Annotated in this window: 19 protein-coding genes; 14 read left to right on the top strand and 5 right to left on the bottom strand. The window is 55.9% G+C overall.

The window, feature by feature from the left end:
- Positions 1-148: 148 nt before the first annotated feature.
- The 12 genes from zapA (at position 149) to aspS (ending at position 14537) form a co-directional block, all read left to right on the top strand.
- A complete protein-coding gene (zapA, locus tag BQ5383_RS02785) occupies positions 149-493 on the top strand; it encodes a cell division protein ZapA (RefSeq protein WP_071429241.1) in 345 nt (114 codons plus the stop codon).
- A gap of 73 nt (positions 494-566) precedes the next feature.
- Positions 567-2627 carry a U32 family peptidase gene (locus BQ5383_RS02780; protein ID WP_083389791.1) on the top strand — a complete coding sequence of 687 codons (2061 nt, stop codon included), beginning with the start codon at positions 567-569 and terminating at the stop codon, positions 2625-2627.
- Between the two features lie 760 nt (positions 2628-3387).
- Entirely contained in the window at positions 3388-3828 is a 441-nt protein-coding gene (dut, locus tag BQ5383_RS02775; RefSeq protein WP_071429915.1) for a dUTP diphosphatase, read from the top strand.
- Positions 3829-3840: 12 nt separating this feature from the next.
- A complete protein-coding gene (locus tag BQ5383_RS02770; RefSeq protein ID WP_071429240.1) occupies positions 3841-4404 on the top strand; it encodes a Maf family protein in 564 nt (187 codons plus the stop codon).
- 670 nt (positions 4405-5074) lie between these two features.
- Positions 5075-6091 (top strand): rod shape-determining protein, encoded by a 1017-nt coding sequence (locus BQ5383_RS02765; protein ID WP_071429239.1) that lies wholly within the window; start codon positions 5075-5077, stop codon positions 6089-6091.
- An 84-nt stretch (positions 6092-6175) separates the two neighbouring features.
- Positions 6176-7036 (top strand): rod shape-determining protein MreC, encoded by an 861-nt coding sequence (mreC, locus tag BQ5383_RS02760; protein ID WP_071429238.1) that lies wholly within the window; start codon positions 6176-6178, stop codon positions 7034-7036.
- Positions 7037-7272: 236 nt separating this feature from the next.
- Positions 7273-7794, top strand: coding sequence for a hypothetical protein (locus BQ5383_RS02755; protein WP_071429237.1), 522 nt, complete (start codon positions 7273-7275; stop codon positions 7792-7794).
- A 57-nt stretch (positions 7795-7851) separates the two neighbouring features.
- Entirely contained in the window at positions 7852-9909 is a 2058-nt protein-coding gene (locus BQ5383_RS02750; RefSeq protein ID WP_071429236.1) for a penicillin-binding transpeptidase domain-containing protein, read from the top strand.
- A 154-nt stretch (positions 9910-10063) separates the two neighbouring features.
- The gene (locus tag BQ5383_RS02745) at positions 10064-10786 is read left to right on the top strand and encodes a nucleotide-binding protein (RefSeq protein WP_071429235.1); all 723 of its coding nucleotides are present in this window, start codon (positions 10064-10066) and stop codon (positions 10784-10786) included.
- Positions 10787-10810: 24 nt separating this feature from the next.
- Positions 10811-11212: a methylglyoxal synthase gene (mgsA, locus tag BQ5383_RS02740; RefSeq protein WP_071429234.1), complete on the top strand. Its 402-nt coding sequence runs from the start codon at positions 10811-10813 to the stop codon at positions 11210-11212.
- 121 nt (positions 11213-11333) lie between these two features.
- On the top strand, positions 11334-12662 hold the full coding sequence (gene hisS / locus BQ5383_RS02735) for a histidine--tRNA ligase (protein ID WP_071429233.1): 1329 nt from the start codon (positions 11334-11336) through the stop codon (positions 12660-12662).
- 90 nt (positions 12663-12752) lie between these two features.
- Positions 12753-14537 (top strand): aspartate--tRNA ligase, encoded by a 1785-nt coding sequence (aspS, locus tag BQ5383_RS02730; protein WP_071429912.1) that lies wholly within the window; start codon positions 12753-12755, stop codon positions 14535-14537.
- A gap of 595 nt (positions 14538-15132) precedes the next feature.
- Here aspS and BQ5383_RS02725 read toward each other — a convergent pair.
- From BQ5383_RS02725 to BQ5383_RS02705, 5 genes are all read right to left on the bottom strand, one after another.
- Entirely contained in the window at positions 15133-16119 is a 987-nt protein-coding gene (locus tag BQ5383_RS02725; RefSeq protein WP_071429232.1) for a Gfo/Idh/MocA family protein, read from the bottom strand.
- Positions 16120-16150: 31 nt separating this feature from the next.
- The gene (gene cysS, locus BQ5383_RS02720; protein ID WP_071429910.1) at positions 16151-17545 is read right to left on the bottom strand and encodes a cysteine--tRNA ligase; all 1395 of its coding nucleotides are present in this window, start codon (positions 17543-17545) and stop codon (positions 16151-16153) included.
- Positions 17493-17825 carry a hypothetical protein gene (locus tag BQ5383_RS20550; RefSeq protein ID WP_139193325.1) on the bottom strand — a complete coding sequence of 111 codons (333 nt, stop codon included), beginning with the start codon at positions 17823-17825 and terminating at the stop codon, positions 17493-17495. Before BQ5383_RS20550 ends, cysS begins: the two co-directional genes overlap by 53 nt.
- Positions 17826-18051: 226 nt before the next feature.
- A complete protein-coding gene (locus BQ5383_RS02710; RefSeq protein WP_071429230.1) occupies positions 18052-18516 on the bottom strand; it encodes a MarR family winged helix-turn-helix transcriptional regulator in 465 nt (154 codons plus the stop codon).
- 1 nt (position 18517) lies between these two features.
- The gene (locus BQ5383_RS02705) at positions 18518-19921 is read right to left on the bottom strand and encodes an MATE family efflux transporter (protein WP_235821922.1); all 1404 of its coding nucleotides are present in this window, start codon (positions 19919-19921) and stop codon (positions 18518-18520) included.
- Between the two features lie 558 nt (positions 19922-20479).
- Here BQ5383_RS02705 and BQ5383_RS02700 point away from each other — a divergent pair.
- Both BQ5383_RS02700 and BQ5383_RS02695 read left to right on the top strand, forming a co-directional pair.
- Complete coding sequence (locus tag BQ5383_RS02700) at positions 20480-21448, top strand: beta-ketoacyl-ACP synthase III (RefSeq protein WP_071429228.1); 969 nt, start codon at positions 20480-20482, stop codon at positions 21446-21448.
- Between the two features lie 54 nt (positions 21449-21502).
- Entirely contained in the window at positions 21503-21736 is a 234-nt protein-coding gene (locus BQ5383_RS02695; protein ID WP_071429227.1) for an acyl carrier protein, read from the top strand.
- Positions 21737-21856 lie beyond the last annotated feature (120 nt).

Genomic DNA, 21856 nt, shown 5'->3' with positions numbered 1-21856 from the left:
TAAAAATCTTGAAAAGCCCTTTTTTCCAGGCGCTTTTTCCTATATAATATGTAAGTACGTGGTTTTTTGCCCGTAGAGAAGAGAAAAGAAGGGTTCCGGCTCGTTTTTTGATAAAAGGGACCCATGGAAATAAAAGGGAGTGTAAACTGTGGCAAACCGTATCAAGGTCAGCATCCTTGGAAACACCTATACCATCACCACCGACAGCGAGGAGGAGCGTATCCGGCGGATCGAGCGGCAGCTGGAGGATGATCTCACCGAGATCATGGATTCCAAAAGGAATCTTTCCTCTGTGGATGCCCTGGTCATTATTGCCCTGAACCTGCTGGATCAGCTGGACGCCGGGGAAGAAGCCACTGATCGGATGCGGGATCAGCTGAGCCAGTATCTGGAGGACGCCGCCCGGGCCCGTATTGAACTGGAGGAGGCCCGCCGGGAGGTGGAACGGCTGAAAAGGGAACTGGATATGGCCCGGGGACAGGTCAGAAAATAAACAGCATGAGCACACCCAGGGGCGGGACAGGCTTTCCGCTCCTGTTTTTTTGCCGCCTTTGAGGGAGGAGCATATGGAACGTAAGATGGAACTACTGGCCCCTGTGGGGGGACGGGAACAACTGCTGGCCGCGGTACGCAGCGGCGCGACAGCGGTTTATCTGGGAGGCAAGGGCTTCAACGCCCGGCGCAACGCCGAAAATTTCGGGGAACAGTCCCTGGAGGAGGCGGTGTCTTATTGTCATGCCCGGGGAGTGGCGGTCCATGTTACCCTCAATACGCTGTTTCTGGACAGCGAGCGGGAAGCGATCATAGAGGAGATCAAAGCCATCGCCCACAGCGGCGCCGACGCGGTGCTGGTCCAGGACCTGGGCGCGGCGGAACTGGTGCAGCAGATCTGCCCCCAGCTGGCCCTTCACGCTTCCACCCAGCTGTCCACCCACAGCGTGGAAGGGGTGCGGCAGCTGGAGGAGATGGGATTTTCTCAGGTGGTGCTGGCCCGGGAGGTGACGGCGGAGGAGATCCGGGCCATCCGGGCGGCAACCCATATGAAGCTGGAAGTTTTTGTCCATGGCGCGCTGTGTATGTCCATGTCCGGCCAATGTTACCTGTCCTCCCTGATCGGAGAGCGCAGCGGCAACCGTGGCCTGTGTGCCCAGCCCTGCCGGCTCAATTTCAAGGCGAGGGGAAGAGAGTATGCCTTGTCGCTGAAGGATTTGAGCCTCATCAGCCGCATAGAGCAGCTGCGGGAGCTGGGGGTGGATTCCCTGAAAATTGAGGGGCGGATGAAACGGCCGGAATATGTGGCCGCTGCCGTCACTGCCTGCCGTCAGGCGCTGGATGGACAGACCCCGGAGCTGGAGCGGCTTCAGGCGGTCTTTTCCCGCAGCGGATTTACCGACGGCTATCTCACCGGCAAGCGGGATCTGTCCATGTTCGGCATCCGGCGCAAGGAGGATGTCACCGCCGCCGCCGGGGTGCTGGGGGAGCTGGCAGCCCTTTACCGGGGAGAAAATCCTTTGGTACCGGTGAAGATGCACTTTGAAATGGAGGAAGGACGCCCCGCCAGTTTGACAGTTACCGGTGAACAGGGGACACAAGTGCAGGTGGAAGGACCGGAGCCTCAGTTGGCCCGCACCCGCCCCACCGACGAGGCCCTGGTGCGCCGGAGCATGGAAAAATGCGGGGGTACTCCTTACTATCTGGGAGAATTGGAAACCTGTCTGGGGGAAGGGCTGATGCTGCCGGTGTCCGCCCTCAATGCCATGAGATCATCTGCCCTGGAGCAGCTGCTGGCCAAAGAGGAGGCTCCCCGCCCTCATTCTGTCCGGGAGCCGGAGCCTCAGGCTGTACTTTCCCCGGTGGGGGATGGGAAACCGGCCCTTTGGGTGCGGCTGGAACAGGTAGAGCAGCTGTCCCCGGAGATGGAATCCCAGGCCCGGCGGATCATCCTGCCGGTGGAGGAACTGGAACAGCACCCGGAGCTGATGACCCGTTTGGGAGAGAAGCTGGTGGGAGAGCTGCCGGTGGCTGCCTTCCAAAAAGCGGAGCAACGCCTCAAAGAGCTGCTGCCCCGGCTGAAAGCGCAGGGCCTTGCCACGCTGATGGTGGGCAATCTGGCCGCCATCCATATGGGCAGAGAGGCAGGGCTCCGGCTGGTGGGGGACTATTCCCTCAACATACTCAACCGGGATGCCCTGGAAGCTTACAAGGCCCTTGGGGTGGAGGAAGCGATCCTCTCCTTTGAGCTGAATCTGAAAGCAGCCCGGAAGCTGTCTCAGGTAATGCCTGCAGGGATGATTGGTTATGGTAATCTGCCTCTGATGATTTTCCGCAGCTGTCCTGCCAAAGGGCCCAAAGGCTGCGGCGGCTGCAGCGGCAGAACAGTGGTCACCGACCGCCTGGGAAATGATTTTCCTCTTCTGTGTCATCACAAGCAATATTCCCAGCTGCTCAATATGGTGCCCCTTTATCTGGGAGACAAGCAGAGTGACCTGCGGGGAATGTCCCATGTGGTGCTCCGCTTTACCACCGAGGACCCAGTTCGGTGCGCCAAGGTATTCCGCCTTTGGCAGCAGGGGATATCCTTTGACGGAAAACGTACCGGGGGACTTTATTACCGGGAACTGAAATGAGCGGTGAGAGGTAGCCGGGAAGATGGTTCTGCCTTTTTGGGGGCCGAGAGTTGGGCGGAAGTTTGTGCCAGGGGTTACGCCCAAAGGGACTCGTCCCTTTGGAATCCCACTGTTGAGGCAGCAGCGAGTGGGTTAGTCAGAGGTAGTGCCTGCCGCTGTTTTGGCTGGTACCTTTTAGTGTTAAGGGGAACGGTTGGAGGGATGGATCCTGCTCCTGTATCGCCAGAGGCAAAATCGCCCGCTCGCCGGTTGCCCGGGTAAAGCCGGACAATCCACTCGCTGCTTTCTGGAAAACTGAGATTGATGTTCTTTCCGGAGTGGTGCTGAACGAAAGTTTTTGCCTTTGGATACGGGGGTTACGCCCAAAGGGACTCGTCCCTTTGGAATCCCATCGTTGAGGCAATAGCGAGTGGGTTAGTCTGGAAAAGTGCCTGCCGCTGTTTTGGTTGGTATCTTTTAGTGTTAAGGGGAACGGATGGAGGGATGGTCCCTGTTCCTATCCCGGTATGGGAAAAACCGCCCGCTCGCCGGTTGTCCGGGTAAAGCCGGACAATCCACTCGCTGCTTTGATGCAGGATTGGCCGCCCAAGGGCGGCCAAAGGGGACAGCGGATAAACCGCCGCCCTCCAGTTTGGCAAAAGACGATTTGAAAGAGCAACTCGAATTTAAAATCGTAAAAACAGGAAAAGTCTTTTTCAAATACCAAAAGTGTGTTGAGACCATGGGAGAATTTTTGTTGATCCCGAAAGGAGAAAATTCCATGAAACAGTTAAAATACAAGCTCACCCGCCCGGAGGCAATTTCTCCCCGCCGGGCAACGGAAGGCAGCGCCGGTTACGATCTGGCGGCCGCTATCTCCCAGCCCATGGAGGTGCGCCATGGGGCGGTGACGGTGGTGCCCACAGGGGTGGCCATTCAGTTGGAGCCGGGATATGTGGCGCTGGTCTTTGGCCGCAGCGGTTTGGGCATCAAAAAGGGCGTGGTCCCCGCCAATGGGGTAGGGGTCATTGACAGCGACTATCGGGGAGAAATGATGGTGGGCCTTACCTGTCAGCTGGAGGAGGCCTACACAGTTCAGCCGGGAGAGCGTATCGCTCAGATGGTGATCCTGCCGGTAGTCACGCCGGAACTGAACCAGGTGGAGGAGCTGGAGGATTCCCAGCGGGGAACCGGTGGCTTTGGCTCCACCGGCACCCGGTAAGGAGGGAGAAGAATGAAACTGATTCTGGCATCCCAGTCTCCCAGACGCAGGGAGCTGCTGTCTTATTATACCAATGATTTTCAGGTGAAGGTTTCCCAGGCGGATGAAAGCCTGCCGGAAGGGATTGCTCCGGAGGAAGCGGTGGCGCTGCTGGCAGAGCGGAAAGCTTCGGCGGTGGCACAGCTGCCGGAGTGTCAGAACTGCCGCATCATCGGGGCGGATACTGTGGTGGCGGTGGAAGGGCGCATTTTGGGCAAACCCCATTCCCCCGAAGAAGCCCAGGAGATGCTGCGGCTTCTCAGCGGTCGGGTACACAGCGTTTATACGGGAGTGGCGGTACTGGGCCCCGGAGAACGCAAAGTCTTTACGCAGCAGACCCAGGTGGAGTTTTATCCCCTTTCCTCCCGGGAGATCCAGGATTATGTAGCCACCGGAGAACCCATGGATAAAGCGGGAGCCTATGGCATCCAGGGACGGGGAGGCTTGCTGGTGCGGCGGCTGGAAGGGGATTACTTCAATGTGATGGGACTGCCCATCGCCCGCCTTGCCCGGGTACTGGAAGGAAAGGAAGACTGAACCATCCTGAAAGAGGGGATAAAACCGCAGAGGGATACTCTGGATTTTCAGGTTTGTCCGCCGGGCGGACCCGGATGGCAAACTGTATTCCGTCTTTCCGTAATAGCGTCCTATGATATTCCTCAAAGATATGGGCGCGGAGCATGGGTACAGGCGGGAAGAGGGGACCAAAACTTTCCGGTGTGTTTTGGCAGCGGAATAGGTAAGACAAGGGGATGGTGTGCGAAGGTTTTGTGACCAAATCCTTTCCGCACACCGGTCAGCGAAAAAAATTCATATATTTGCAATAATTTCGGGGCAATTATTGGCGCTGGTTTTCTTGTGAAACGTCTCGGGATAGGGTATAATAACTCTAAACGGCTGTTGAGGTGCTTTTTATAACATTGTTCAGTGGTCTGAATCGGAACCTCTTGTCTGTCCGGCAGACCTGCAGCTTTCCAGAACCCGGCACGCATTCGCGACGGGAAAATGGAAGGTGTTCCCGAAAATCTTTTTAATCAGCCTCACAAGCCAATTGAAGATGAATAAATCTCTCCGGCAGATCGGCGGCCTTCACTTTATGGGAGGACGCGGGTCCAGTTGCGTTTTCCGTTGCCGGAGATCCGGGATGGGAAGAAATCCCGTTTGTCATAGAAACAAGCTCCGGCCAGGCCGGAAAGGAGAAGGACAGATGTTTGGTAGCAAGGATATTGGCATTGATCTGGGAACGGCAAACACCCTGATTTATATGAAAGGCAAAGGTATCATCATGCGGGAGCCCTCGGTGGTGGCGGTGGATATCCGCAACGACCATGTCATCCATGTGGGCCAGAAGGCCAAGGATGTGGTGGGACGTACCCCCGGCTCCATTGTAGCCATCCGTCCTTTGAAGGATGGCGTTATCGCGGACTTTGATATTACCGCCAGCATGCTTTCTGAGTTTATCAAGTCGGTGGTGGGCAAGCGTATCTTCGGCAAGCCCCGTATCGTGATCTGCATCCCTTCCGGCGTCACCGCGGTGGAAAAGCGGGCGGTTCGGGAAGCGGCGGAAACTGCCGGAGGCAAATCTGTGGCCATCATCGAGGAACCCATGGCCGCGGCCATCGGCGCCGGACTGCCGGTGGAGGAAGCCATCGGCAGCATGGTGGTGGATATTGGCGGCGGCACCAGCGAGGTGGCTGTTATCTCCATGGGAGGTATTGTCACCTCCAAGTCGGTGCGGGTTGCGGGAGATGAGTTTGACCGCAATATCATTGCTTACATCAAGAAGAAATATAATCTTCTGGTTGGCGAACGAACCGCTGAGGATATCAAGATCCGCATTGGTTCCGCCTATCCTTATGAGAATGAGGAGCCTATTCAGGTCACCGGACGCAATCTGGTGGATGGTTTCCCCAAGGACATCCTGCTGACACCCAAGGAGGTGCGGGAGGCACTGGCGGATTCTGTGGTGACCATTCTGGACGCCATCCGCACCACTCTGGAGCGGACCCCGCCGGAACTGTCCGCCGATATCATTGATCGCGGCATCACCCTCACCGGAGGCGGCGCCATGCTCAAGGGTCTGGATGAACTGATCTCTATTGAAACAGGGATGCCGGTGCATATCGCGGAAAATCCTCTGGACTGCGTGGCGTTGGGCACCGGGCGCATTCTGGAGCTCCCCTTCAAGCAGAAGGAAGCGCTGTTCACCGATGAGAGACACTAAACGCTGTTTTGAAAAGCAGCTCAGATGCCCGCGGGCCCATAGGCTTGCGGGCGTTGCCATATCTATGTCCCGAAGGGAGAAGCCATGAAAGACTTTTTTAAGAGCAAGCGGTTCCACCTGCTGCTGGCGGTGTTTTCCCTGCTGTTCGCCTTCCTGCTGAGGGCCATTTATACAGACGCCCTGATGCCTTTTCTTTCCGGCGTGGGGGGAATCATTATGACACCGGTGGCCAGAGTGACCGCGTCCCTTTCCGGTCTGGCGGGAGATGCTCTGGGCCCCTACCTCAATGTGGCCCAGCTGGTGGAGGAAAATGAGGCTTTGCGGGAGGAAAACCGCAGGCTGACCGAACAGATGGTGGATTATCAGAACCTGAAAACGGAAAATGATCAGTTCCGGGAATACCTGGAGCTGAAAGAAAGAAATCAGGATTTTGTTTTTGAGCCGGCGTCGGTGATAGGACGCAGTCCCGATGACCGCTTTGGTTCGTTTATTATCGATGTGGGAACCTATCATGGGATCACGGAACGCTGTCCCGTCATCACCTCCGATGGCCTGGTGGGAGTGGTGCAGGGGGTCAGCTATGGCTATGCCAAGGTCACCACGATTTTGGATGTTTCCATTGATGTGGGCGGCGTGGATATCCGCAGTCTGGACACCGGCGTCATCACCGGTACCTTCCCTCTGGCGGAGCAGGACCGGTGCAAACTGGGCTTCCTTTCCCGGGAAAGCGGCGTGACGGTGGGGGATACTATCGTCACCTCCGGCGTGGGAGGCATGATGCCCCGGGGACTGGTGATCGGTGAGGTGGAATCGGTGGAAAATGAAGTGAGCGGCTTGTCTCTTTATGCCGTTATCAAGCCTGCCGCTGATATCCGGGAAACCAAGAGCGTTGTAGTGATCAAGGATTTTGCCGGCAAGGATGAGAATGCTGGCTTTACGGAGTAATTTTTGGCTTCTTTTCTCTGAAAGTGATGCTGGGGCAGTAAGAAAACAGACCGCTGGTATCAGCAAAGGCTGACAGTATCCTCCCCGATGAAGCGGAATGCTTTTATCCGGGGAGAGGGCCTGCCGGAAAACAGAATTCGTTCCTGTAAGGTTATCACACTTTACAGGGATGCTTTCCGTCTGCTGTGATATGATTCCCGTTTTGCCCTGTTTCTGGGATGGAAAGGAGGAAACCAATGCTGTCTACACGGTATAAAGCAGCCAAATTTGCCATTTATGTGCTGGTGCTGCTGGCCTTGACAGTGATGCAGAATACACCTGGTCTTTTTGCCATTATGAATATCAAACCCATGCTGGCGGCAGCTATGGCCATCTCCATTGCCATGTTTGAAGGGGAACTGGCGGGAGGCTTTATGGGGGCCTTCGCCGGATTTTGCTGCGACCTGTTCAGTTCCTACTCCTTCGGCTATTATACCCTGACCCTCTTTTTCTTTTGCGTCACCATAGGATTGCTGGTGCAGAGCTATATGCGTCCCGTAGTGGCCAACGCCATCCTCTTTACCTTTATAACCATGGCGGTCATTCAGTGGATCGGCTTCTTTTTCAGTTTTCTGCTGTGGGGATACGAGGGAGCAGGTCGTTATTATCTGTACAGGCTGCTGCCCATGTGCATCTATACCGCGGTGTCGGCGGCACCCCTTTATTATCTTACCCGCATGATCCATGGAACCTTTCAGAAAAAGATCCTCGCCGCCTGAGGCGAAAAGGTTTCAGCCCGGTCTCTCCGGTCTCCGGAGGGAAAGGAGGTTTTTCCCATGAATAAAAAACAGCAAAATATCCGCTTCGCGATCCTCTGCGGACTGGTAGGGTGCATTTTTGTACTTTTTGTTTACCAGCTGATGCTTCTTCAGATCGCCGAAGGGGAATCCTATAAAAACAAGGCGACCCAGGGTACTGTCAGCCGTCAGACGGTCAGTGCCACCAGAGGGGAAATCGTGGACCGGTACGGCAGGCCCTTTACCATCAACCGGGTGGGCTACAACATCATTCTAGACCGGGCCTATCTGCCCTACGGCAAGGAAAATGAGGTGCTTTACCGCCTTATTACCCTGATGGAATCTTTGGGCCAGAGCTGGACTGACAACCTGCCCATCAGTGAAACGGAGCCTTTCACCTTCAAAGAGGGGTATGACACCCAGGTGGCTCAGCTGAAGCGGGACCTGGAAATCAATGAATATGCCACCGCTGAGGAGTGTATGTACTGGCTGTCGGACCAGCGGTTCTACGATCTGTGGGACTACGACGCCGAAACCCGCCGCAAGCTGGCAGGTATCCGTTATGAGATGGTGCTGCGGGATTTCAGCCTGGAGAACACCTATGTTTTTGCCAGTGACGTGGGCTCGGTGGCCCGGGATACCATCCTGGAGCACAGCTACGAGCTGCCGGGGGTGGATGTGGTGGAGAGCCCCATCCGGGAATATGTGGACGGCACCCTGGCCCCCCACATCATCGGCATGATGGGCCCCATCTACAAGGAAGAGATGGCTCAGCTCAAAGAGGACGGTCTGTGGTGGAGCGCCGATAATCCCCAGGGCTACAAAGGGGATGAATACCTGGGCAAGAGCGGTATCGAGGCCGCCTTTGAAAGCGAGCTGCGGGGCCAGAAGGGGGAGCGTCTGATCACCCTGGACAACAAGGGCAACGTCGTGGATGTGGAGGAGACGGTAGCCCCTGTACCGGGAAACACGGTGGTCCTCACGCTGGACCGTGACGTTCAGCGGGCGGCCCAGGAGGGGCTGGAGGAGACTATCAAGAACCTCAACGCCAATACCTCCCTGACCCATGAACAGGGCCGGGACGCCAGCGCCGGAGCGGCGGTGGCCATCGACCCCAAGACAGGTGAGATTCTGGCGGCAGCCACCTATCCCTCCTATGATATCAGCACCTATCAACAGGATTATGCCACCCTTTCCACCCAGAAACCGGAACCGCTGCTCAACCGGGCCACCATGGGCGTCTACCGCCCCGGTTCCACTTACAAGCCGACGGTGGCTATTGCGGGGCTTTCTGAAGGGGTCATTACACCAACTGAGACCATCACCTGCAATATGGTGTATACCCGGTTCCCGGATTACCAGCCAAAATGTATGCACGCCGATGGTCCCATCAATGTGGTAACCGCCCTCCAGCGCAGCTGCAATGTCTTTTTCTACGAAACCGGCTGGAGGCTGGGGATCGACAAACAGAACGAATATGCCGCCCATTTTGGCCTGGGTTCCAAGACAGGGGTGGAGCTGCCGGAGGCAAGCGGCCAGCTTTCCAGCCCCGCTACCCGTGAGGCCATTGGGGAAACCTGGACCTCCGGCAACGTCATCCAGTCGGCCATCGGCCAGCTGGACCACGGCTTCACTCCCTTGCAGATGGCAAACTATGTGGCCACCCTGGCCAACAACGGCACCAGGATGCAGCCCCACTTTGTCAAGGCCATCAAGAGCTACGACTTCAAAACCACCATCAGCGAAACCCAGCCCCAGGTGGTGGATCAGGTCCCTGCCCCCCAATCCGCCTTTGAGACAGTGCACCAAGGTATGGTTGCCGCTACCGCTGACGGCGGTACCTCCGGCTGGCTGTGGACCGGCTTTCCCCTGACAGTGGCTTCCAAGACCGGTACCCCCGAAGGGGATTCCACCCTTACGTCCTGCTACATCTGTTATATCCCCGCGGAGGACCCGGAGATCGCCATCGCCGTGGTGCTGGAAAACGGCGGACAGGGCTATACCGGTGCTCCGGTGGCCCGTGCCATCGCGGAAGAGTATTTCTTCGGCGGCTCCAAAACGGAATCTGTGCAGGACAGCGGCACACTTCTTCCATGATTCTCCACAAAAATTTAAAACAAATTTGATTTTTAGCAAAAACCGAACAAAAACACGTTTTCAATCCCTCGTTTTTGTGCTACACTAGTAATGATTGAACAGTCCGGTTCAATTTTGAGGCAAATCAGCGTATTGCGCCATCGGAGGGATTGCCTTGGCGGAAAAGATCATGATCGTGTCCGGAAAGGGCGGAGTGGGCAAAAGCACCATCTGCACCGGTGTGGCTGCTGGGTTGGCATCCCGGGGCGGCCGGGTTTTGATTCTGGAGACGGACAATGGTTTCCGCGGATTGGATATTTCCCTCTCGGTGGAGGACGCGGCGGTGTATGATCTGGCGGATGTGCTGGAGAGCCGCTGCGAGATTGGAGACGCCTTGCTTCGGCATAACCGGTATGGGATGGAACTGCTATGCGCTCCACTGGACCCTTCCTATGTTCCAAGAGAAGAACAGCTGAGGACATTGGTGCTGTGGGCGGACAGAAATTATGACTGGCTGCTTACCGACTGCGGAGCGGGCTTTGGTCCCATGGAGACCATGCTGGCAAAAATGTGCGATCAGGCGCTTATCGTGACCACACCCGAGCCTGTGGCGGTGCGCTGCGGAGGACGGGTGTCCGCGCTCCTGCATCGCGCCGGTCTGCATCAGCAGCGTTTGGTCATCAACAGGGTCCCCAAGACACTTAAAAAGAGCAAACACGTCCGTGACCTGGACGACGTTATCGACCTGGTGGGAGCGCAGCTGCTGGGAGCTATCCCCGAAGCGGAGGAGCTGGGGATGCCCAGCCCGGATAAGCTGCCTTTTCCCGCCTACGCGGAGCTGGACCGCATTGCCCGCCGCCTGATGGGGGAGGACGCGGAACTGGTTCTGTATCACTGAACGGAAAGGAGCGTATTTATCACTATGAACATCGCACTCATCGCCCATGACGCGAAAAAAGAACTGATGGTTCAGTTCTGCATTGCGTACTGTGGTATTCTCAGCAGACATAACCTTTGTGCCACCGGCACCACCGGCAAAATGGTGGCGGAGGCTACCGGACTGAGCATCGTTCGCTTTATGTCCGGCTCCCAGGGCGGCGACCAACAGATCGCTTCCCGGATCTCCTGTAACGAGATCGACCTGCTCCTCTTTTTCCGGGACCCTATCGGCGCAAAATCCACCGAACCGGACGAAGCAAACCTGCTGCGCCTGTGTGATGTGTACAACATCCCCATGGCCACCAATATTGCTACCGCCGAAGCGCTCATCCATGCCCTGGAGCATGGAGATCTGGATTGGCGGGATATTGTCAATCCCAAATAAACATGGTTTCCGACACGGTGCCGGAAACGCTCTCAACGATTTTTTTACCGGCTGAGGGGGCAGACCGTTGGTCTGCCCTTTCCGTTGAGCCGGGATAAAGCTTTTTTGGAGGTCTCTGACTATGGCATTACTTACCACAGCCCCCCGGGGAACCAAGGATATCCTGCCCCGGGACAGCGCCAAATGGCAGTATATCGAGCGGACACTGCTCACCACCGCCGCCCTCTTCGGGTACAAGGAGATGAGGGTTCCCACCTTTGAACACACTGAGCTGTTCAATCGCTCCGTGGGTGAGACCACCGACGTGGTCAACAAGGAGATGTACACCTTCCAGGACAAAGGCGGACGGAGCATCACCCTGCGCCCGGAAGGCACCGCCGGTATGGCTCGGGCGGCCATTGAAAACGGCCTGCTGGGGGACGCTTTGCCTGTAAAGCTCAGCTATGTCCTTTCCTGCTTCCGGTATGAGAAGCCTCAGAGCGGACGGTTCCGGGAGTTCCACCAGTTTGGCGTGGAGATGTACGGCGCCACCTCTCCCGCGGCTGACGCTGAAGTGATTGCCCTGGTCCACGAGATCTATGACACCCTGGGGGTGGAGGGAATCCAGGTGGAACTCAATTCCATCGGCTGCCCCACCTGCCGCAAGCGGTATCATGAGGCCCTCAAGGCCTATTTCGCCCAGTATACCGACCAGCTGTGTCCCACCTGCCTGGAGCGCCTGGAGAAAAATCCCATGCGTATCCTGGACTGCAAGAGCCCGGTGTGCAGCGCTATTGCTGAAGGAGCACCCAAGGTGCTGGATTACCTATGTGAAGATTGCGCTGACCACTTTGAACAGGTAAAGGCACTGCTGACCCAGGCCGGCATCAGCTATGTGGTCAATCCCACCATCGTCCGGGGTCTGGATTACTACACCCGCACTGTTTTTGAATGCGTTTTCACTGACAAGGAAGGCAACCGTCTGGTCTGCGGCGGCGGCGGCCGTTACGGTGGCCTGCTGGGAGAGCTGGGAGGCCCTGATTATGAGGGCATCGGTTTTGCCATGGGTCTGGAGCGGCTGCTGAAGGTAATGATCGATCAGGGCTGCGACTTCCCGCCGGAGGAGACCTGCGACGTCTATATCGCCTCCATGGGGGACAAGGCTGGTCTGAAGGCATTCCAGCTGGTGAACCTGCTGCGCAGCGACGGCTTCCAGGCTCAAAGCGACCTGATGGGCCGTTCCATCAAGGCTCAGATGAAATACGCCAACAAGATCGGCGCCAAGTATACCATTGTTCTGGGTGACAATGAGCTGGAGCAGGGAGAGGCTACGCTCAAGAGCATGTATTCCGGTTCCACCCGGACAGTTCCCCTGGATGACCGGTTCTCCGATGCCATTTATGAGGAGATCATGAGCACCGCCTACGCCGATCTGGAGGATGCCATGGAGCATCTGGAGGAGAAGAAATAATCTCCCTGGGGAGGAAAAAGGTCCGGTGGGCCGGGCCTGTAAAGTTTTCAATCCTGCCTGAAAAGAGGCATTGTTTTGGAGGAAGCAGTTATGGCAGATACCATGTCAGGACTCAAACGAACCAATTATTGCGGCGAAACCACCTCCGCCCTGGTGGGCAAGGAAGTGATAGTCTGCGGCTGGGTACAGAAAATCCGGGATAAGGGCATGCTGGTCTTTATCGACCTGCGGGACCGCACCGGCATCGTCCAGCTGGCCTTTGACGACCAGACCGCCGAGGAACTGAGAACCAAGGCACAGAGCGTCCGTTCAGAATATGTCCTTGCCGCCAAAGGCGTGGTCCGGATGCGGGAAAGCGTCAACAAGGATCTGGCGAATGGTGACGTGGAGGTGTATGTCTCCGATCTCCGCATTTTGGGACAGGCTCAGACCCCTCCCTTTGAGATTGTTGAGAACAGCAACGTCAAGGAAGAATTGCGCCTCAAATACCGTTATCTGGACCTGCGGCGGAAGAATCTGCAGCAGAATATCATTCTTCGCCACAAGATCGCCAAGGTGACCCGGGATTATTTCTATGAGAACGGTTTCCTGGAAATCGAAACTCCCATGATGATGAAATCCACCCCTGAGGGCGCCCGTGACTACCTGGTGCCTTCCCGGGTCCATCCCGGCAGCTTTTACGCCCTGCCCCAGTCCCCCCAGATCTACAAGCAGCTGCTGATGCTCTCCGGCTTTGACCGGTATATCCAGCTGGCCCGCTGCTTCCGGGATGAGGACCTGCGGGCGGACCGTCAGCCGGAGTTCACCCAGATCGACCTGGAGATGTCCTTTGTGGATGTGGATGATATCCTGGAGATGGTGGAGGGCTACATCCATCGTCTGTACAAAGAGGTTCTGGACCTGGATATCCCCACACCCATCACCCGGCTGACCTATGACGACGCCATGAACCGCTTCGGCAGCGACAAGCCGGATACCCGCTTTGGCATGGAGATCATTGACCTGTCCGACCTGGTGAAGGATTGCGGCTTCTCCGTATTCACCTCTGCTGTGGCGGCAGGGGGCTCCGTCCGGGCTATTGTGGCCAAGGACGCCGTCAAGACCCTCACCCGTAAGGAGATCGATAAGCTGACCGAGGCTGCCAAGGGTATCGGCGCCAAAGGTCTGGCCTTTATCCGCTATGTGGAGGAGACTCCCACCTGCTCCTTCGGCAAGTTTATGACCCCCGAAGAAATGAACGCCATTCTGGAGCGGCTGGATTGCCGCCAGGGAGATGTGGCGCTGATCGTTGCGGATAAGAATAAGGTGACCCTCCCTGTGCTGGGCGCCCTGCGGAATATGCTGGGCAAACAGCTGAATCTTATCGACAAGAGCAAATACAACTTCCTGTGGATCACCCAGTTCCCCTTCTTCGAGTGGGATGAGGATCTGGGCGAATGGGTGGCCATGCACCATCCCTTCACCATGCCCATGGAGGAGTGCCTGGAATATCTGGACACCGATCCCGGCAAGGTAAAGGCCAAGGCCTATGACCTGGTGCTCAACGGCGTGGAGCTGCTGTCCGGTTCCATCCGTATCAGCGACTACAAGCTTCAGGACAAGATGTTCACCTCTCTGGGCCTCACTGAGGAGGAGATCGAGGCTAAGTTCGGCTTCCTGGTGGACGCTTACAAGTACGGTGCACCACCCCACGGCGGCGTAGGCATCGGTCTGGACCGTCTGGTGATGACCATGATCGGTGCGGACAGCCTGCGGGATGTTATCGCCTTCCCCAAGGTGCAGAACGCCAGCGAGCTGATGTCCGGCTGCCCCAGCCCTGTGGACGACAAGGCCCTCAAAGACCTGTCCATCAAGGTGGCGCTGGAGGAAAAATAAAAATCCAAAGAAAAACCCCGCGCCAGAGCGGGGAGAGCAAAGGGGCGGCGGCACTTTATGTGCCGCCGCCTGAGCGTGTCGAAAAAATCGACACGCTTCCAGGGGGTATCCAATATCCCCTGGATACGAAGCTGGTTCCTGATGAAACCAGCTTCGATACCCCCGGTTTCGCGCCCCAGTGGGCGCGGGTCGTGGTATAAAAATCAGGCACATGTCCTGATTTTTATAATTTTGAATTTTGTCTTTTCTTGGAATTAGGTTTTTCTATAGTCTGAGCGGCGGCACTTCATGTGCCACCTCTTCAAATTACAGAAAAACCTGATTCCCAGGAAAATTTAAAATTATAAAACGCACAACATATGGTTTGCCCTTGTACCTGGCCTTGTGTCCGCCAGGATGCAGAATCAAGAGGATTGGACCCGGCGTTTCCAGAGACCAGTGAAGGGTACCTTGATTTTTACTTGGGTGGATACAGTTATAGCAGAAAGATTTATCTTGCCCCAACAGCGTTTCCCGGAATCACCAAATATAACAAGCGCCTCCATCAGCAAAACTGCCGGTGGAGGCGCTCTTTTTATTGCGCTGAAATGGGAGCTTATTGTTCATCTGCAGCGAAACGCAGGCCGCAGTGCATCCGGGCACGGCAGAGGATATCCATCACTCGCTCACTTTGCTCCAGCCCTCGGCGAACCGCATCCAGGTCATGCCGTTCAAAAGCGGAAACAAAATGATCCAGCTCGTAGGTCATCCGCTGCCACTGGCGAGGCTGAGAAATGGTTACCGGTTCCTGTCCCGCCAGACACAGTTGGATGTCATCGCAATAGGCGGGAGATCCCTGAATCAGCAGATAACCGTTTTCTCCCTGAATGACGCTGCGCTGGTCGGAGTGGCTGTCCTTGGAACAAAGGACAGAGCAGACCATTTCCGGATAGCCCAGCAGCAGGGCATCGGAAGTATCAATATCCTGCTGCTGCCAGTTGCTGATGCAAAAGACTTTTTCCGGCTTACCGAACAATCCCGCCGCCAAATGGACCGCATACACGCCGATATCATACAGGGCGCCGCCGGAATAGTTCCGGTCAAAAGCGGTGATTCGGCTGCCGTTCTTCAAAGCGTCAAAGCGCTGGGATTTTTGGGTGAATTCCAGACGGGCGGCATGAACGGGACCAATTTGATTCAAAGCATCCCGCAGCCGGTGGAAATTGGGCACATAGCAGGTGGTAATGGCCTCAAAGACCATGCTGCCCTGCTCTTCCACCAGCGCTTTGATTTGATGAAATTCCTCCATATTGGAGACAAAGGGCTTTTCACAGATGACAGCTTTTCCAGCCAGGAGAGCCGCCTTCATCTGAGAAAAGTGAAGGGAGTTGGGCGTGCCCAGATAAACCACATCCACCTGGGGGTCGGCCAAAAGGGCTTCATAGCTGTCGAAGACCCGCTGGATACCGTTCTCCGCCCCGAAAGCCCGCCCCCGTTCCATTGTTCTGGAACATACAGCCCAGGGCTCCAGCCGGCCCTGCTGCCGGGCGGCGGCGATCAGATCCCTGGTGATCCAACTGGTACCTACTGTTGCCAAACGCATTTGAACATCCCCCTTTATCTCTGCAAGCGGTTTATTTCTGGCGGCTCCATTTGACGCCTTGAGGAGTGTCCTCCAGGATGATGCCCCGGGCTTTCAGATCGTCACGGATCTTGTCAGCGGTGGCGAAGTCACGGGCCTTCCGGGCCGCCTGACGCTGAGCGATGAGATCTTCGATCTCCTGGTCCAGGTTCTCTTCCTTGCGGTTATAGAGGATGCCCAGCACATCGGTCAGCTGGTCAAAGACTTGGGCGGCATATTCCAGAGAAGCCTTGGTTCTGGGCTGGGCGGTGTAGCTGTTGATGTCCCGGGCCAGCTCAAAGACAGCGGAAAGGCCGTCGGCGGTGTTCAGGTCATCGTCCATGGCGGTGATGAACTGCTCCCGGCGGCTGTCCACCTGGGCGGCAAAGTCTTTGTCCAGCTCGCCTTCCACGGCGTTTTTCAGAGCGAAGTCCAGGTTGTTCCGGCAGGTATACAGCCGTTCCAGACCAGCCTGGCACTGCTCGATCACTTCCAGGGTATAGTTGATGGGGCTGCGGTAATGGGCCTGGATCATCATGAACTTGATCGGCTCATACCCGTATTTATTGGCCACTTCCCGGACGGTGAAGAAGTTGCCCAGGGATTTGCTCATCTTCCGGCTGTCCACGTTGATGAAGCCGTTGTGCATCCAGTAGCGGGAGTATTCGCTATGTCCGCAGCAGCACTCCGCCTGGGCGATTTCATTCTCATGATGGGGGAAGATCAGATCCTGGCCGCCGCAATGGATATCGATGGGGTCCTGGAGGTGCTTGCGGATCATCGCGGTGCACTCAATGTGCCAGCCGGGACGTCCCTGGCCCCAGGGAGATTCCCAGCTGGGTTCTCCGGGCTTGGCGGCCTTCCACAGCACGAAGTCCAGTCCATCCTCCTTGCCGTCGGTGACCTCGATGCGGTTGCCGGCGTCCAGCTCCTCCAGGGGCTGATGGGACAGCTTTCCGTAATCTTTAAACTTTCTGGAGCGGAAGTAAACGCTGCCGTCTACCACATAGCCATAGCCGTTGTCAATGATCTCCTGAACGATGGCAATGATCTCCGGAATGGTTTCAGTGGCCTTGGGATGGACAGTGGCGGGACGCACGCCCAATCCTTTGACATCGGTCCAGTACTCTTCGATATACCGCTCGGAGACAGTCTTATAATCGGTGCCTTCCTCGTTGGCCTTGTTGATGATTTTGTCATCAATGTCAGTGAAGTTCTGAACAAAACGCACCTGATAGCCCCGGAACTCCAGGTAGCGGCGCAGCACGTCAAAGACGCAGAGGGGACGGGCGTTTCCGATATGGATAAAGTTGTACACGGTGGGACCGCAGGCGTACATCTTCACCTTTCCCTCCTCATGAGGGATAAATTCTTCCTTCTGCCGGGACAGGGTGTTGAATACTTTCATCGATATCTCCTCCATTTTTCTGTGATATGTTGACAGGTAAAAGAATAGAACCTTTTTTCCAACAGAGATCATCTTGCCCCAAAAAGGAATTTTGAGGCAAAACAAATCCATCAAGCAGTGAAAAGAATGGCCGCTTTTGCGGATGCTCCTGTCCGGCTTCCAGAGATACCCTCTGTTTTCCGGAGCTTTTGCGCTGCTGTGGGATAAAAAAAGCCGCCTTCCCATCCCAAAGGACAGCGAAGGCGGCATGACCGCGGTTCCACTTCGTTTTTTCACTCAAAGACCGTCTGCAACGGTCCGGCCCGGTAACGGGAGCCACCCGCCAGGGAATTTCCTCCCGGCGCTGACAGGTGCATTCGCCTTTTCCCGCTTTTGGGAGCGCTTGCAGCCGGAGACGCTCCTCTCTGAACAGGCCGCGGAAAAGGGTACTTCTTCCTGTGTCACGGCGTTTATGCTTGTGGCCTTTACTCTACCACAAATCCCCTGGAAAAGCAAGCCCTCAGGCATTATCTTTCTTCCTGGTCCTCCTCCTGGCGGCAGCGGAGGGTGCGGGAAACATTCTCCTTCATCCGGATGAGCATCTGTACCGCCACCTGAATCTCTTCTTCGGTCATACCGGCGTAAAGCATCTGGTGATATTGCTCAATAAGCTCCTGCAGTTGACGGAAAATAGGCTCCGCCTGGTCAGTGGCATAGATCAGATTCATCCGCCGGTCGGTCTCGCAGGGCTCACGGCGAATATATCCGCTGTGCTCCAGCCGCTGGAGCGTACGGGCCACAGTGGCTTTATCCATATAAAGATTGGCGGCGATGCCGTCCTGACTGATGCCGGGATGCCGGCAGGCCTGGAGAAAACAGGACATCTCTCCCACCTCGATGGGACAATCAATGCGCCGCAGCTGTTGTGTAAAGTACCGCTGGCTGTATCGGTAAAGAATGGAAATAAAGCGATTGGCTTTCTGCTGAGGCATATTATACTCCTTCTTTGTTCTGCTTTTGCAGCTGTTCTTTTTGTGTCAGTTCCCGCAGGGTCAGCATCCCCAAAGGAACGGCCAGCAGAAACGTGCACAGATCCGATAAAGGCTGGCTGATTGCCACACCGGTGACATCAAACAGCCTGGGCAGAATGATGACCAGGGGGATAAAGAAGATACCCTGGCGGGACATGGCCAGAATGGAAGCCCGACCGCTGGCACCTACCGACTGGGTGAGCATATTGACCATGGTGGTGATACCGCAGAGAGGGAATACCACCGCCTGGAACCGAAGCCCCATGGAGCCGATGCGGATGACCTCGGGATCGCCTTTCCGGAACAGTTCCACGATCTGGGGGGCAAAGATAAAGCCCAATGTTCCCAGCAGAACCAGAACCAGAAAAGCGGTACGGACGCAGAACCAGAAGGCTTCCCGTACCCGGTCATAACGGGAAGCGCCGTAGTTGAAGCCGCATACCGGCTGGAAGCCCTGACCAAAGCCCAGCAGGGCGGAAAGAGCAAACATGAACACCTTGCTTACCACAGACATAGCAGCAATGGCAGCGTCGCCAAATGGGCCCGCGCTGAGATTCAGACAGATGGTGGACAGGCTGGCCAGTCCCTGGCGGTAGAAGGAGGGCATTCCCACCCGGATGATCTCCCGATGGACCGCCCAGCTGAAGGTGAATTTACTGATATGGATGCCCAGATTGCCGTTTCGTCCCAAAGAATGATACAGCAGGATGCAGAAGCTGACCAGCTGGCTGAGAATAGTAGCCAGCGCCGCGCCGCCGGTGCCCATATCCAGCACAAAAATAAAGATGGGGTCCAGCACGATATTGAGGATGCCGCCGGTGGCGATACCGGTCATGGCCATCATGGCGTTGCCCTGATAACGAAGGATGTTATTGAGCACAAAGGATGCGGCCATGTAGGGAAAACCGATGAGGATATAGGAGGCGTAGTCCTTGGCGTATGGCAGGATGGTATCAGTAGCGCCCAGTATCCGCACCAGCGGTTCCAGAAAAATAAGACCCAGGGCGCCTAATAGTGCGCCCAAAGCCAGTGCGGTGAAAAAACCGGTGGCGGCGACCACTTCCGCTTTCTCCCGGTTTTTCTGTCCCAGCAGCCGGGAAATGTAATTGCCGGACCCCATGCCCAGGGTAAAGCCGATTGCCTGGATGAGAGCCATCAGGGAAAAAACCACGCCCACAGCCCCAGTGGCGCTGGTGCCCAAACGGCCTACAAAGAAAGTGTCGGCCATATTGTAAATGGAGCTGACCAGCATACTGATGATGGTGGGGATGGATAAGGTAACGATCAGCTTGGGGATGGGAGTTTCCACCATTTGCCGGAATTTCCGTTCCTGAAGTTCATCGGAAGTTTGAGAACGCTCGCTCAATCTGAACATCCCTTTCTGTGCAAATTACGATTCCCGTGGAGATGGGGGAAAAAATCGTCCTTTACCATTATATCGGTGAAGCGGTATAGTTGTCAACACAACTATATAGGTGGATGGTGATTTGTCTGTCGGCAGGGCGCTGCCGTTGGGGCGAAGAGGGGAGTACCGGTAAAACCGCTCCAGTTCCGCCACTGCTTTTGGTATTCCCCGGCTTTATCCAGATTGTATGCCCACCGTTTTTTTTCCGGGAATCCGACCGACCATGACAGATTATGCCCGTGTTTATTGGTAAAATCATTCAATGATTAAGACAGACAGGTCCGGCAACCTTTACAAAGGGGACAAGCTGGTTTTGACGTTCTTAACAGCTTCCTGTGAGTTTCAGAAATGTTTTTGGGACTTTTAACGGTGTGTAACGCCTGTTACAATTTTTTTACAAATTCGGGGGTCAAAACCCTTGACACTTTGGAGTTCAAAGTAATATACTGTTCCAGTCAAATCAATGGTTGAATCTGGCACGGCCTTTGCGAAGTGGGGCCGGAGAGAGGAGTCTGTTCCATGAGCTTTACCATCACAGGTACCGGCAGCTATCTGCCTGGGAAGGTGGTTACCAATGATGATCTTACTGCTTTTTTGGACACCAGCGACGAGTGGATTTCCACCCGCACCGGTATCCGTGCCCGTCATGTGGCCGCCCAGGAAACAGTGACGGATATGGCGGTGGCTGCCGCCCGTGCCGCTCTGGAGGACAGCGGCAGCACACCGGAACAGGTGGATCTGATCCTCTGCGCCACTTTGGCAGGAGAGTATATTACCCCCTCGCTGGGATGCATGGTGCAAAAGGAGCTGGGAGCTCATTGCCCCGCTTATGATCTCAACGCCGCCTGCTCCGGTTTCCTGTATGCATTGGATGCGGCGGCAGGATACTTTGCCCGGGGACGGGTGAAGAAGGTGCTGGTCATCTGTGCCGAGGCCATGACCCGGCTGATGGATTGGACCGACCGCAGCACCTGCGTCCTTTTTGGAGACGGGGCCGCGGCGGCGGTACTGGAGCCGGGAGAGGATCTGCTGTCCATCCATCTGTCCGCTGCCGGCAACAATGATGCTCTCTGTATTCCCCATGTCAACGGCAACTGCCCCTATTCCGGCTATGACCGGGGCCCTGCAAGCCTGATGATGAATGGCCAGGAGGTATACAAGTTCGCCGTGTCCGCCATGAGCAAGGGTGTGGAAAAGGTGGCAGAGGAAGCGGGGATTTCCCTGGAGGATATCGCTCTGGTAGTGCCTCATCAGGCCAATATGCGCATTTTGGAGGCGGCCCGGAAAAAGCTGGGGATGCCCGCAGAGAAAATCGCCAGCAACATTGATCAGTGCGGCAATACTTCAGCGGCCAGCCTGCCCATCCTGCTGGATCAGCTGAGCCGCCAGGGACGCCTGAAAAAAGGAGACCTGCTGGCCCTCACCGCTTTTGGAGGCGGACTGACCACCGGAGCCTGTATTCTGCGGTGGGCAAAGGAAAAAAAGTAAAAAACAGCCCCTCGAGGCAATTTCAGTTGTGAACAGAAAAAGGGAGGAATTATCATGTCTACATTTGAAAGCATTGTGAAAGTCATCAGCGATTACCGCGAAATGGACCCGGAAGAGATTACCCTGAGCACCACTTTTGAGGACCTGGCGCTGGATTCTCTGGATATGACCGAGATCCTCATGGGTCTGGAGGATGAGTTCGGCATCACCATTGAGCCGGACGAGAAGCTGGAAAACGTGGAGCAGTTGGTAACTTTCATCGACGACCAGCTGGAGAAAAACGCCTGATTTTATAAAAAGCGGCATCCGTACTGGCAAGGCTGCTTGAATTTTGTCCGGGAAAAAGACTCTCTGGGAGTTGAGGCCGGTTTCGCAGAGGACCGGCTTGCTGTGCAGAGGGATACATAG

This window comes from Angelakisella massiliensis, from assembly GCF_900104675.1.
In the GTDB taxonomy this organism is placed as follows: Bacteria; Bacillota; Clostridia; order Oscillospirales; family Ruminococcaceae; genus Angelakisella; species Angelakisella massiliensis.
This window is presented reverse-complemented; position numbering and strand designations above follow the sequence as displayed.